Annotated in this window: 15 protein-coding genes; 14 read left to right on the plus strand and 1 reads right to left on the minus strand. The window is 61.9% G+C overall.

Features of this window, described 5'->3' with window-relative positions; all coding sequences use genetic code 11:
• The first annotated feature begins 17 nt into the window (after window positions 1-17).
• The 3 genes from LDZ28_RS22080 to LDZ28_RS22090 all read left to right on the plus strand — a co-directional run bounded on the left by LDZ28_RS22080 (window position 18) and on the right by LDZ28_RS22090 (window position 3605).
• Window positions 18-1382, plus strand: a complete 1365-nt coding sequence (locus tag LDZ28_RS22080; RefSeq protein ID WP_370652258.1) for an LLM class flavin-dependent oxidoreductase — start codon at window positions 18-20, stop codon at window positions 1380-1382.
• Between the two features lie 19 nt (window positions 1383-1401).
• Window positions 1402-2601: an acyl-CoA dehydrogenase family protein gene (locus LDZ28_RS22085; protein ID WP_244830698.1), complete on the plus strand. Its 1200-nt coding sequence runs from the start codon at window positions 1402-1404 to the stop codon at window positions 2599-2601.
• A gap of 185 nt (window positions 2602-2786) precedes the next feature.
• The gene (locus tag LDZ28_RS22090) at window positions 2787-3605 is read left to right on the plus strand and encodes an SHOCT domain-containing protein (protein ID WP_244830700.1); all 819 of its coding nucleotides are present in this window, start codon (window positions 2787-2789) and stop codon (window positions 3603-3605) included.
• Between the two features lie 193 nt (window positions 3606-3798).
• Here the strand turns inward: LDZ28_RS22090 and LDZ28_RS22095 are convergent, their stop codons facing one another.
• On the minus strand, window positions 3799-5082 hold the full coding sequence (locus tag LDZ28_RS22095; RefSeq protein ID WP_244830701.1) for a hypothetical protein: 1284 nt from the start codon (window positions 5080-5082) through the stop codon (window positions 3799-3801).
• Between the two features lie 49 nt (window positions 5083-5131).
• Between LDZ28_RS22095 and LDZ28_RS22100 the strand changes: the two genes are divergently transcribed.
• The 11 genes from LDZ28_RS22100 (at window position 5132) to LDZ28_RS22150 (ending at window position 12720) form a co-directional block, all read left to right on the plus strand.
• Entirely contained in the window at window positions 5132-5392 is a 261-nt protein-coding gene (locus LDZ28_RS22100) for a flagellar basal body rod C-terminal domain-containing protein (protein ID WP_244830702.1), read from the plus strand.
• 11 nt (window positions 5393-5403) lie between these two features.
• The gene (locus tag LDZ28_RS22105; protein WP_244830703.1) at window positions 5404-5988 is read left to right on the plus strand and encodes a flagellar basal body L-ring protein FlgH; all 585 of its coding nucleotides are present in this window, start codon (window positions 5404-5406) and stop codon (window positions 5986-5988) included.
• On the plus strand, window positions 5988-7124 hold the full coding sequence (locus LDZ28_RS22110) for a flagellar basal body P-ring protein FlgI (RefSeq protein ID WP_244830704.1): 1137 nt from the start codon (window positions 5988-5990) through the stop codon (window positions 7122-7124). The genes LDZ28_RS22105 and LDZ28_RS22110 overlap by 1 nt, the downstream gene beginning before the upstream one ends.
• 30 nt (window positions 7125-7154) lie before the next feature.
• A complete protein-coding gene (locus LDZ28_RS22115; protein WP_244830705.1) occupies window positions 7155-7520 on the plus strand; it encodes a hypothetical protein in 366 nt (121 codons plus the stop codon).
• A gap of 6 nt (window positions 7521-7526) precedes the next feature.
• Window positions 7527-7976, plus strand: coding sequence for a flagellar basal body rod protein FlgC (gene flgC, locus LDZ28_RS22120; protein WP_244830711.1), 450 nt, complete (start codon window positions 7527-7529; stop codon window positions 7974-7976).
• Complete coding sequence (locus LDZ28_RS22125; RefSeq protein ID WP_244830712.1) at window positions 7973-8272, plus strand: flagellar hook-basal body complex protein FliE; 300 nt, start codon at window positions 7973-7975, stop codon at window positions 8270-8272. The genes flgC and LDZ28_RS22125 overlap by 4 nt, the downstream gene beginning before the upstream one ends.
• 1 nt (window position 8273) lies before the next feature.
• Window positions 8274-9713 carry a flagellar basal-body MS-ring/collar protein FliF gene (gene fliF, locus LDZ28_RS22130; RefSeq protein WP_244830713.1) on the plus strand — a complete coding sequence of 480 codons (1440 nt, stop codon included), beginning with the start codon at window positions 8274-8276 and terminating at the stop codon, window positions 9711-9713.
• Complete coding sequence (locus tag LDZ28_RS22135; RefSeq protein WP_244830715.1) at window positions 9706-10260, plus strand: hypothetical protein; 555 nt, start codon at window positions 9706-9708, stop codon at window positions 10258-10260. Before fliF ends, LDZ28_RS22135 begins: the two co-directional genes overlap by 8 nt.
• Complete coding sequence (locus LDZ28_RS22140; RefSeq protein ID WP_244830716.1) at window positions 10248-10946, plus strand: hypothetical protein; 699 nt, start codon at window positions 10248-10250, stop codon at window positions 10944-10946. The genes LDZ28_RS22135 and LDZ28_RS22140 overlap by 13 nt, the downstream gene beginning before the upstream one ends.
• A 41-nt stretch (window positions 10947-10987) precedes the next feature.
• Window positions 10988-12271, plus strand: coding sequence for a FliI/YscN family ATPase (locus LDZ28_RS22145; protein ID WP_244830718.1), 1284 nt, complete (start codon window positions 10988-10990; stop codon window positions 12269-12271).
• A gap of 86 nt (window positions 12272-12357) precedes the next feature.
• Complete coding sequence (locus tag LDZ28_RS22150) at window positions 12358-12720, plus strand: hypothetical protein (protein WP_244830719.1); 363 nt, start codon at window positions 12358-12360, stop codon at window positions 12718-12720.
• The last annotated feature ends 718 nt before the right edge of the window (window positions 12721-13438 follow it).

Here is a 13438-nt window from a genome sequence, read left to right on the forward strand (position 1 = left end):
GCCACGACGCACAGCGCATCAAGAAGGAAATCCGCGTCAATGCATTCGCCTTGCACAGCCCCGTGCATCATTCGCCAGGCATGTGGCGGCATCCGCGCGACCGCTCGCTCGAATACAACACGCTCGATTACTGGGTCGATCTGGCGAAGACGCTGGAGCGCGGGCTGATCGATTCGCTCTTCATGGCCGACAGCATCGGCGTGAACGACGTGCACGGCGGCAATATCGATACGGCCTTGCGTCACGGAGCGCAGGTGCCGAAGCAGGACCCGATCATGTCGCTCTCCGCGATGGCCTACGCCACGCGCGATCTCGGCCTCTGCGTCACGAGCAACGCCAATCACGAGCCGCCGTATGTGTTCGCGCGCCGCATGTCCACGCTCGATCACCTGACGCGCGGACGCATCGGCTGGAACATCGTCACGGGTTTCGCACAGAGTAGCGTGAGAGTGCTCGGCAAGGACGGTGTCGCCTCGCGCGACGAGCGCTACGATATCGCCGACGAGTATATGGATGTCGTCTACAAGCTATGGGAAAGCAGCTGGGAAGACGGCGCGAGCGTGCGCGACCGCGACACCGGCATCTTCGCCGATCCGTCGAAGGTGCATCGCGTCGATCATCACGGCAAGTACTTCAAGGTGCAGGGCATCCACATGACCGAGCCTTCGCCGCAGCGCACGCCGGTGCTGTTCCAGGCGGGATCGTCGGCGCGCGGGCAGCGCTTCGCGGGACGTCACGCCGAAGGCATCTATCTGAGCGGGCCGAGCAAGAAGGTGCTGACGCCCGTGGTGTCGGGCACGCGCGCGGAAGCGGTCAAGGCGGGACGCGACGGCCGCGACATTCAGTTCTTCACGATGGCGACCATCGTCACCGGCCGCACCTCGCGCGAGGCGCGCGACAAGTACGAGGATTATCGCCGCTACGTGACGCCCGAAGCCGCGCTGGCGATGTTTTCCGGCTGGACGGGCATCGACTTCTCGACTTACGACCCCGACGAGCCGATCCGCTACATGCAGCTCGATGCGGGCACGTCCTCGGCGCTTGAAGGCTTCACACGGCTCGATCCGGAACGCGTTTGGACCGTGCGCGAACTCGCGTTGCATAACGCCATCGGCGGACGCGGTCCGGTGTTCATCGGCGCACCGGACGAAGTGGCGGATGCACTCGAAGACTGGGTCGATGAAACCGATATCGACGGCTTCAATCTGAGCTATGCCGTGACCCCCGAAGCCTACGAGGACTTCGCGGAATTGATCGTCCCCGAGTTGCAGGCGCGCGGCCGCTACAAGACGCGCTATGCGCCGGGCAGCCTGCGCGAGAAGCTCGGCGGGCAAAGCAGCTTCCTGAACGCGCGTCATCCCGGCGCCGCATTTCGCCGCTAACACCTTCCACGACTCCACCATGAGCACTTCCAGACGACTCTCCGACGCACTCGCCGCCCTGCCCGCACTCGCCGACGAAATCGGCGCCGATGCCGCCCAGCGCGAGCTGCGCCGGGAACTGCCGTTCGCGGCGTTCGACGCGTTCCGCCGTTCGGGCCTCGGCGCGTTGCGCATACCCGCCGAACGCGGCGGACTGGGCGGCTCGCTCGAAGACGCTATTCACGTCGTCACGACGCTCGCGGCGGCCGAGTCGAACGTCGCGCATGCGTTGCGCGTGCATTTCGATGTCGCCGAATCCATGCGTCTTGCACCGGACACGCCGTTTCACGACCGGCAAGTGCGCCGTATCGTCGAAGGCGGGTTGTTCGGCGGCGCATCGGGCGAACAGGGCACGGCGCGCGCGGGCGAAATCGAAACGGCATTGCGGCGCGAGGGCGACCACTTCCGCGTCACGGGCAAGAAGTACTACACGACCGGCACGGCGTACGCCGACTTCGTGCGCACCAATCTGGTCGATGAAAACGGCAAGGGCGTGACGGCCATCATTCCGGTACGCACGGAAGGACTCGAAGTGCTCGACGACTGGGACGGCATGGGTCAGCGCATGACGGCAAGCGGCAGCGTGGTGTTCGACAACGTGAAGGTGGACGCAAGCGAAGTGATCGAGAAAGGCTATCCGTCGCTCGTCGGCCGGCACGGCGGCGCGTATCGGCAGTTGCACCTCGTCGCGGTGGCGGCGGGGATCGTGCGCAATATCGTGTCCGATGCGCGCGGCTATGTCACGGGACATGGGCGGCCGGTCATGCACTCCACCGCGGCCACGGCCCGCGAGGACGTGTTCATTCAGCAGGTGGTGGGCGAACTTTCGGCGTTGAGTCACACGATCGATGTGCTGGTGCGGGACAACGCGCGCACGCTCGATGTGTCGTCGAACGCCATCCGCAATGCCGATCCGGCCGCGGATGAACTCGTGCTGCAAAGCGCGCTCGCCACGGCGCGCACACAGATCGTCGTCGGCAAGCTGGCCTTGCAGGCGGGCGAGCGTCTCTTCGATGCGGGCGGCGCGTCCGCGACTTCGCGCAAGCATAACTTCGATCGGCACTGGCGCAATCTGCGCACGATCTTCAGCCATAACCCCCTGCATCATAAGGCGAAGGTCGTGGGCGACTACGTGCTCAATGGCGTGAAGACGCATTTGGTGGAGGGCCGGACGTTTTAGGCGCGCGTCGCTTGTTGCAAGGAAACGGGTCGACCGGTAGTTGCATTTCGCCCCGATGCCACCGGAAGTAGCGGCACTTTTAGTCATGCGCGACGCCGCTTTGGTCGCAAGAGGTTGAAGCCAGCGCAAACGACACCTGACTCTCCCACGTGATAAGGTCACAGGAAACCTTGGGAGCGAACATCATGCAAAAACTGACTCCGGCTGGCGAGCAAATCATCGGAGAAATTGCCCGGCGACACGGCTTTAGCACCAATGCCGTGATGAGCATGCTCGAATCCGTGATTCGGGGAAACGGCGGCATGGCGCAATTCAGCCACCCTGAGTTCGGAGGTTCCGGCCAGTGGATGCTGGGTGGCATGACCATGGTCTCGGACCTGTTCAACAACCACCTGAAGGGTCAGGTGAACGGCTTGTGCTCCGAGCTTTCTGGCCTGATCGCCAGTCAGCCCGACCTGATTCGCAGCGGCAGTTTTCAGTCGCAGAGCCAGGGTGCTCAGTATCAGCATCACGATGGGGATGGTCATCGACAGCAGACTGCAGCCGGCCCCGTCGGCTCGGTGAGTCTCTTCGTTCCCGCCGATACGAGCAACTTCGACAACTGGTGGCCCGCCGATCTAGGCTGGCCGAACAGCACCGGCGCACAGAACGGCATGCGCTACGCGTTCTTCTCTCAAGCCAAACGCCTGGCGATAGAAGTGAACGGAAAGACGACGCTTTACGACACGATCGATCACGAGATCGGCGGCTTCTCGCAGCAGCAGTCGCACGGTGCGTCTCTTACGTTTGGAAGCCAGCACGGTTTGGTCGATGTCGGGAGCCTTCCTGTTGTCTCCTCAAGCGGGGGCTTGCCTGTGCAGGAGGCGCCGGTGAGTGCTCGGTCATCGGCGGCAGAGTCGGATGTATTTGCCACCATCGAGAAGCTCGCTCAATTGCACGCTAAAGGAATTCTTAGCGATGAAGAGTACGCTTCGAAGAAGGCGGAGTTGTTGGGACGGTTGTGAGCGTCGGGCGGTGTTTGCTAATTGGAAGAGTACGTGGTGGGGACGGAGCCACGGGGCTGGTCGTTGAGACGTGAGTGCGGTCCCGCTTCCTGCCTTGATGCAATTCGTTGAGCGCAACGCGTGGTTGGTCAGGCGCGTAATCGTCGACTATGCGCTTCAGTTGGTTCAACGGTTTCGCATCGATACGTCGGTTTCAACTGAGAATTGGCGACGCTGGTTGGGCTACCCGATCGATGGAATCGATCCGGGTTTCGTTTGTTGCCCTAGTCGCCGGCTTCCAGCCCGGTGCGTTCGGGTTCGTCGCCTGCACCTTTACCTTCGATTGCTTCGCGCCGTCCCACCACTCGTAGCTATAAGTCGAGGTCGTGCGCGTGTCGTTCGAGTCGTCCGGCGTCGAGTCGATCTGCGTGAGCGTGCCATCGGCCATGCGCGTGTAGCTCGTGCTCATGCCGTTCAAAGCATCGCGCTCCGATATCTGCAGGCTGTCGGCATCCCACACGCGCGTGACGTTCGACACCACCTTGCCCGTTTTTACATCGCGCTCGATCTGCGAGGTCACCCGACCCATCAGGTCATTGGTGCGCTCCTGCGCCACGATACCGTTGATCGTCTGCGTCTGCAGATAACCATTCGCGTCGTACGCATAGCGCTCGGTGCGGCCGTCCTTCGCGTACACCGCGAGCACGCGCTCGCCCGCTGCGTTGTAGCCGAGCTGCACGCCATCGCTTCCCATCGGTCCGGCGACGATGCGATCGCCCGCGAGCGTGCCCATCGTCACCGTGAAGCGATTCAGTGCGTCGTATTCGTACCAGTAATCTTGCGTCTTCTGGTGGTAGCCCACCATGTCCATATAGGTCGCCGTCATGCGACGCCGGTTGCCCACCGCGTCGTATTCGTACTTCACCTGATAAGCGTTGTCCGTGATCGATACCACGCGATTGAGCGCGTCGTACTCCACCCGCGATTGCGCGAACACATACGAGTCGCCGAAGTTGGTGAAGTATTCCGCCGTGCGATTGCCGTCGCCATCGTATTCGTACAGCGACTGCGTCTTGGTCGCGTGGTCCACGATCGAGCGCACCAGGCCATGCGAGTAGTACGTGTAGTCCACATCCTGTCCCGTGCTGCCGGTTTGCTTCGTAACCAGACCGGCCCAGTTGTATGTGTACTGAAACACGTGGCCGCCCAGGTCCGTGTGTTTCGTCACGCGGCCGAACGTGTCTTGCTCGTCGATCGTGGTGCGGCCGTTGGCGTCGGTCATGGTCTTGATCCAGCCACCCGTCACCGATGTGCCCACCGAGGCGATGCTGTTCGCCCACTTGTAGTCGTACTGAACCGTGCGGCCCGCGGCGCTCACGGTCTTGACGATACGGCCATCGGCATCGTAGTACGTCTTCTCGCGCGCGCCCAGCGCATCGGTATGCGCGATACGTTGGTCCAGATCGTCGTACTCGTAGCGCTCGACGCTGCTGGCCACCGTCCCAGGACAAGCTGACCCGCTCGAAATCGGGCAAATCGAGCTCGTGATGCCAGGCGACACGCGCGCCCTTCAGTCCGAAGGCAACGGCGTCTATCGCGCACCGGATGACGGTGTCGCGCTGTCGCGCGTTCGTTCGGGCGAGGATAACGCGGGCACGCTGGTGCAGGGATACAGCGAGGCATCGAACGTCTCGCTCTCCGATGAACTCGTCAACCTCATGATGTATCAACGCGCCTATGCCGCCAACGCGCGGCTCGTTCAGGTGGGCGACGAACTGATGTCGATTGCCAACGGCCTGAAGCGCTAGGACGCCGCAAGATGATTCCATACAGCCTACGCATCATCTTCGTGCTCTGTTGCGCGTTCACATCGCTCGATGTGCATGCCGCGAACCTGTTCAGTGCCGAGGCATATCACTCGCTGACGGCCGACCGGCGCGCGTCGAACGCCGGCGACATCGTGACCATTCTCGTCTATGAAAATTCGTCGGCCAGCAATAGCGCGGATACCTCCACCAATACAGGCTTTGCCATAAACGGCAAGGTTTCGACGCTCTACGCCGGAAACAATATGGCGCAGGTGGGCGCGGGCGATAACTACGGCGGCAAAGGCAAGATCGAGCGCGCCGGGCGCCTGCTGGCGCAGATCAGCGCGAGCGTGACGGATGTCATGTCGAATGGCGACTTGATCGTGGCGGGCGATCAGAACATCGATGTCAATGGCGAGAAGACGCGCATCCATCTGAAAGGGCGTGTGCGTCCAGTCGACATCGCGCAGAACAACACCGTCCTGTCGAACCGGCTTGCCGATGCACAGATCGACTACACCGGCGAAGGGTTCATTACCGACCGCTCGCGCCCCGGTCTGATTCCCCGCTTCTTCGCATGGCTCGGGCTCTGGTAATGCGCAGACCTCCACTTCTTTTTTCAGCGGCAGGCCTCGCGCTGCTCGTTCTAATCGCCTTCTCGTCACAAGCCAGCGCGGTGACCTCTGAAGTGCGTCTCAAGGATCTCGGCCGTTTTCTCGGCTGGCGCGACAACATGCTCGTTGGATACGGCCTCGTTTCGGGGCTTGCAGGATCGGGCGATACACCGCGTTCTCAGGCTACCCGTCAGGCGCTCGCCAACATGATGTCGCAGTTCGACATGGCGATTACGCAGGACCAGATTCAAAGCCGCAACGTCGCGCTCGTCACGGTGACAGCGACGCTGCCTCCCACTGCCGACACCGGAGATCGAATCGACGTTAACGTGACCTCGATGGGTGACGCACGCAGCCTGGCCGGAGGAACCCTCATCATGACCTCTCTCCGCGGCCCGGATCGCAAGATGTATGCACTCGCGCAGGGCCCGCTTTCGGTCGGTGGTTATCGATACGACGCCAATGGCAATACGAAGCTCAAGAATCACCCTACCTCTGGCGTCGTGCCACTTGGCGCTACCGTCGAAGTTCCGGTGCGCGCCGATCTGGTCACCGACGATGGCTATCTGCGCTTCGTACTGAAGGACGCGGACGCCAGCACTGCCCGACGCATCGAACAACGCATCAATCAAGGTCTTGGCTTAGGCGCCGCGCGCGCGCTCGATGCGAAGACCGTACAGATTCGTGCACCTGGAAGCTCGCTCGCCTTGAACGACTATGTCGCTCGCATCGAGACGCTTGCCGTCGAACCAGATCAGGTTTCGCGCGTCGTCATCAACGAACGTACCGGCACGGTCGTGTCGGGCGGCGACACGCGCATCTCGCCGATCACTATCTCCCATGGCGACATAAGGGTATCCATCTCCACCGAATACACCGCTTCGCAGCCGGGGCTCGTCAGCTTCACGGGACCGGGCGTGCGCAGCATGGTCGTTGGCAATACGGATCTGACGGTCGAGGAATCAGGTCCGGCGGTTTCCGCATCGTTCCCGCGTGGCACGGTGGGCGATCTCGTCCGCGCGCTCTCCGCATCACATATCAGTACCAGAGATGTCATCTCCATTCTTCAGGCGATTAAGACTGCCGGAGCGCTTCATGCAGAACTCGTCATCCAGTAATCATCAAGGCAAAAGAGGAGGCGCAACATCATGAGCATCGACCTCGTGTCTGCCATCGCGAGCAAGGCGCTTGACGGACTTTTCGTCAGGCAGATTGCGACGGCGAATAACATTGCGAACGCCAGTTCCGAAGGCTTCATGCCGACGAGCGTGTCGTTCGAGGACGCGCTGCGTAACGCAGCCGAAGTCCACGCAGGCGACGACACCGCACGTATCGCGACGCGTGTGGCGAACGTCACGCCTCTATTGACCATCGAAACCACCGGCCTAACCCAGGGCTCACGACTCGATCGGGAGATCGCGACGGCATCCGAGACCTCGGCGCGATACGCCATGGTGACCGGCATGCTCGACCGCACCCTGCAAATGCAGATGCTGGCGATCAAGGGAGCCTGACGCGATATGTCGACAGGAATCTTCGCTATCGCCCGTTCCGGCATGGATGTCGAGCATCAGCGCATGGAAGTCATCGCGCAGAACCTGGCCAACGCAAGCGCCACGCGTGCGGCCGGCAGCCAGCCGTATCAGCCCATGCGCCTCGTGTCGGGACCACGCGCATCTGACGCATCCTCGCTGGCATTTTCAAGCGAGCTTTCGCATGCTGCGCTAGCGAATCTCAGCGGCGCGCAGACGCTGTCAGTCGAACCGGTCGATGCCGCGCCTCGTCTCGTCCATGACCCCGCGCACCCCCATGCCGATGCGAAGGGCTTCGTCCGCTATCCCGGGATCGATCACGCCGGTGAAATGGCGTTGATGGTGCAAACGCTGCGCGTTTATGAAGCGAACACGGTGATGTTCAACGCAGGGAGATCGATGTACATGCGCGCGCTCGAACTGGGGAATAAGGGATGAACATTGAAAGCATCGGATTTTCGGGCATGCCGGAGTCCCCGGCGGTGCAATGGCCGGCCGGTTCGTCGGCTGCCAATCAGGACTTCGGCACGATGCTGGCGAGCGGCGTGGTCAACGTCGACCGCGCCGTGCAGACAGCGCAAGACGCCGTTACCCGCTTCGCTATCGGAGACGATACTCCGCCTCACCAGGTGATGCTGGCACTCGAAGATGCGCGCTTGCAGTTGCAGTTCGCCCTGCAGGTCCGCTCGAAGCTGGTCGAGGGTTATCAGGAACTAATGCGGATGCAGATCTAGCATGAACTCAACCTCCTCGCGCCTGTTGGAGCGCTTCACCGACGCGTCGTTCATGCGCCGCTGCGCACTTGTCGCCGGTCTGCTGTTGATCATCGCCTTCGTGGCGTTGTCGGCATGGCTGCTCGTGCGGCCATCATACGAGGTGATGTTCAGCGATCTAAAGCGTCAGGACGCGGCCGTCATCGCTACCGAACTCGAAAAGCAAAAAATTCCCTTCCGCTACGACGAGGAACACGCGGCCATTCTCGTGCCGAGTGGCGACACGCGCGCCACGCGCCTCAAACTCATGAGTCGCGATCTGCGTTTGCAAGGCGTCGTGGGCCTTGAGCTTTTCAATAACTCGGATCTCGGTCTCACCGAATTCGCGCAGAAGGTCAATTATCAGCGCGCATTGCAAGGCGAACTCGCGCGCACCATCATGACGCTCGATGAGATCGATCTTGCGCGGGTCCACATCACCTTGCCCGAATCATCGGTCTTTCATCGCGATAATGCCCGGCCCAAGGCGTCCGTTGCCCTTTTCATGCGCGACGGCCAGACGCTCGGCGTCAATGCGATTCGCGGCATCCAGCGTCTCGTCGCGGCGGCGGTCCCCGAACTGACTCCCGCCGATGTTTCGATACTCGACGCGAGCGGCGCACCTGCCAGCGCTACCAGCAGCGAAGTCGACGATCAAGCACTGCTATTGAAGCAAGCCATCGAACAAAATTATGAACGCAAGATCGCGGCGCTGATCGCAGCCGTGACCGGCCCAGGACATGCATCGGTGAGCGTGGAGGCATCGATCAATACCGATCAGGTGCGCTCGACGCACGAATCGACGATAAGCCGGCCGGGTTCATCCGATTCAAGCTCGAATGTACCGCTTCCTTCTTCGCGCGCCATGCCCGACGCCGGCAAGCCGCCGTTGCCCGCGCCGCAGTCACCGGCCTTGCGCGAAGACGCCCGGACGGTGCACGAGACCGAACAGATCGTGCGAACGCCGGGCGCGGTGCGTCGTTTGTCCGTCGGCATCGTGTACGACCGTGCCTTGCCACAGGAACAGATGCAGCGCCTGACAAGCGTCATCTCGACCGCGATAGGACTCGATGCGTCGCGCGGCGACGTCCTCTCCACGTTCGTTCGCGACGCGCAAGTTGGCGCTTCCACGACCGACCAGGATATACGAACCCTGCAAAACGCGAAGCAGGCCGAGAGCATTCAACCGGAGGAAGCAGCGGCTTCGGCTCCCGTGCATGCGGGCCAGCCGGGCTGGCTGAATGCATCGCTCGGACTGCCCGCCGTTGCAATGACCCTCGTCTTGCTTGGAGCGCTATTGATCCACGCTCGCTCGCGGGTCAATGCGTCGAATCGCTCGAAGCGGCTTACCGCTTCGGAACGCGATCGACACGTGGCACGCCTTCGCCAACTGCTCGCCGTCGAGGAGTCCACGCATGAGTAAGCGGCAACGCGACCTGCGCCGGGCCATGGCGGATTTGCTGTCGAATCCGATCGAAGACGTCGAGGCAATCTGGAATGCGCTTTCTCCGGACGAGCGCGAGCGACTCAAACCCATGATGGCATCGGCCTCGGGACTGCATCGGGAAGTAAACATGACCTGGGCCGCAGGCACCGGAGATCATGCTAAGTCCAAGACATCGAATACGAGCGACGATGACATCGCGCGCCTCGTGCATCGAATGCAAACAATGCCGGACATGCTTGCGCGAAGTCTCCTTTGCAGCCTCGATCCAAAATCTGCGAAGGCCGTCGTTGGCTGCTTGCCGGAGAACCGTCGCCGGGATCTCGAGAATCGGGAGGACGCGCGGTTGTTGACCGCACACGCTCGCGCAGCCTGGATCGAAGCTTGCCTGCAAGGCGTGGCGCAGGCCGACATCGATCAGCCCTCTCGCGACGTTGCGAAGCAGCCTGGCGCACCCGCACGGCTGATCAAGCACTTCCTTTGCGTATTGCGCCAACGAACGACAAGGAAAGCATGGGCTCGGTGATCAAGGCTCGTAGTGTGCGCTATTCCTCACTTTATGCGACGGTCGAGTCCGTGCGCGCTGAGGGCTCTTCTGCATCCGATGTGTCGGCGAGCGACGCAATGCCCGATACTCGCGATATCGAGTTGCTCGCCTTGCAGCAGCAGGTTGCCGACCTTCGCGGGGCCTATGCCCAGCTCGAACTCGATGCCGTCGCCACCCGGACGAATGCACGTGAAGAGGGCTACGCCGAAGGGCTCGCGACCGGTAAGGTTCAGGCCTCGCTGCGTCGCGCGGAACGCGAGGCAGCGCTGCGCGATGGCTTGAATACCGCGATGGCAAAGTTCGACGCGACGCTGCGCGCGCTCGAGCCGCTTTCCATCGAGATCGCTTTGACCGCACTCGATAGAATCTTCGGCGATGCGGAAGGCCTGACTCGACTGGTCGAACGGACTGCCCGGCACCATGTGTCACAGCTATCGGCGAAATCGATCGTCATGCTCGAAGTATCGGCGGAGGACTTTGCCTCGGATGCGGAAGTCGCAGACGCAATGTCACCCACCTTGCGTGGTGACTCCGTTCGACTCCGCGTCAATTCGCAGCTTAAGGCAGGACAATGCCTCGTCCGGCTCTCGCTTGGCACGCTCGACATTAGTCTCGACAGTCAGCTCGGCCGCATCCGCGATGCACTGCAGGAAGCGGCCACGTGACTTCGCCCAGCAATCCCTCTTCGCATCGTTTCGTGGAAGCAGTGCGCGCCGCCGACGTCCTGACGCGTAAAGGCGCCATCACACGCGTCATGCCAACCTTCATCGAGGCGGATGGTCCCGGTGTGCCGGTCGGCGCGTTGTGCCGCATCGAAGGGACATTGCCGATTCTCGCCGAGGTGGTGCGCACCGAAATCGGCCGCATCACACTGGCACCGTTCGCTCCATTGAATTCGATACGTATCGGTGACGAAGTCTGCTCCGTGCGGACGGAAAGCGAGGTGCGCGTAGGCGACGGCCTGCTTGGTCGCGTCATCGATCCGCTCGGCCAGCCACTGGACGGCGCAGGCGCCGTGGGTCTTCTCGAAGCCACCTGGCCTCTTGCTGGAATTGCTGCCTCGCCGCTCGAACGGACTTCGCCGTCCGTGCCACTGCAAACTGGAATCCGAGCCATCGATACCCTGCTCACCCTTGGCATTGGCCAGCGCGCTGGCATTTTCGCGGGAAGCGGCGTCGGCAAGTCGACCCTGTTGGGAAGCCTCGCACGGAACATCGAAGCCGATGTCTGCGTGGTGTGTCTGGTCGGCGAACGTGGACGAGAGGCCGAGGAGTTCTGGCGGCGCACTTTATCAGACGAGGCGCGCGCCCGGTCGACCATGGTCGTTGCCACCTCTGATCAGCCCGCCATCCTGCGGGCCCGCTGTGTCCTTCATGCACTCGCGATTGCGGAGTATTTCCGCTCGAAGGGCCTTCATGTCCTGCTGTTGCTGGACTCCGTGACGCGTTATGCGCTTGCGCTGCGCGAGATCGGCCTTTCCGCTGGCGAACCGCCCACCATGCGCGCCTATACCCCTGGCGTGTTCGCCGCCTTGCCGAAAGTCGTCGAACGTTGCGGCGGACTGCTCTCCGGCGGCGCTATCACCGCGCTCATGACGGTGCTTACGGAAACCGACGAGATCGACGACCCAATGGCGGAGACGATGCGCGCGCTCCTCGACGGACACATCGTGCTCACGCGTTCTCTCGCGGAACAAGGACACTATCCGGCAATCGATGTGCCTCGCAGCATCAGTCGTGCGTTTCAGCATGTCACGACCGCTGCTGAACGCCACACTGCCAGCGAAGCTATCGCACAACTCTCCACGTACGAGTCGTCGCGAACGTTGATCGAGTCCGGTCTCTATGTGGCGGGAAGCCAGCCTTTACTTGACAGAGCGCTTGCCACACGCAGTCGAATGATCGAATTCCTGCGTCAGGACTCGGACAAGCAGATATCCCGCGCCGATGCCAACGCCGCGCTCGCCGCACTGCATGGACATGCCACATGAACAAGCACGAACGCCTGCGCACCGCGAAGCAAGTCGCGCACATTCGCACGTTGCAAGTCGAGCGGCTGCGCGCCGAATATGAGCGCATGAAAGTCGAGGCATCGGCCGCGAAAACAGCCTGGCGCAACGCAAAAGACTACGTGGACCTTCAACGTGCCGCCTTGCGCCATGTTCTGGAAGCTCGCGGCGGAATCGATTTGACATTGGTCGTCAATCTGAATCAATTGCTCAGTTCAGCGATGAACGCCGCTGATGCTGCCCGGCTTGAAACTGATCGCAGGAACGAGCAGGTGAACGCACAGCGTCAGGCATGCACGCGAAGCCAGCAGTTAGCCGATCTTGCCGATACTCTCGCATCCCGTGCCGCCTTGTCGCATGCACGCAATCGCGAAGCGAGGCAAGCCGATGCTATCGAGGACAACATGCGCGCCCGGTGGAACCTGCCGTGAAGATCGACACAAACCTCATCCCGGCAAGCGAACTCAAGGTAACTAAGCAGTCAGTTGGTGATGCAGTCGCGTTCTCCAGTACATTGCGCAGCCTCGAGCGTGACATGTGGCGCGGCGCCGCGTCGGGCAGCAAGCCAGGCGCTGCGGCGCTGCGCCTTCATTCATCGATGCGCCTCGAAGAACGCGCTCGCGTACACATGGGCGCTATCGTGCCGCACGAACGAGCGTCCGAGCTCCTTAAGGAACGAACGCGCCCGCCGGCAGACGACGGAGAGCATGAAGGTGTTGCCAACACGCCCTCTTCAGACGATCCGTCGGCTCGAAGCGACGATGTCAAACCTAATCAGTACGGCATTTCATCCGCGGCCTCGCCATCGCCATTAGAGGCACGCGCCAGTCGGACTTCGCCGGCATGTGGGACTGAACCACGAAGACGCGCTGAAACGCTGACCCTCAGACGCGCGCCCGACACCGATGTCCAGTTGAGCCTTCTCACTGGCGAGTCGGACACCACGCTCGCAATTCGTTGCCACGCCGACGCATCTCACGAACAGGATGCACTCGTGCGACACGCACTCGAAGCCTTTAGAAGACACGGCGCGCAGCCTTCGAAAGTCATCGTGAACGGCGTCGCACGTGAGATTGTCCACTTCGATCAACCAATTCATACCTTGACGAACAGAGGAAAGCATGGCCATCAGCCCTATCGGCTCTACCC

It is taken from the genome of Caballeronia sp. TF1N1, from assembly GCF_022878925.1.
Classification (GTDB): domain Bacteria; phylum Pseudomonadota; class Gammaproteobacteria; order Burkholderiales; family Burkholderiaceae; genus Caballeronia.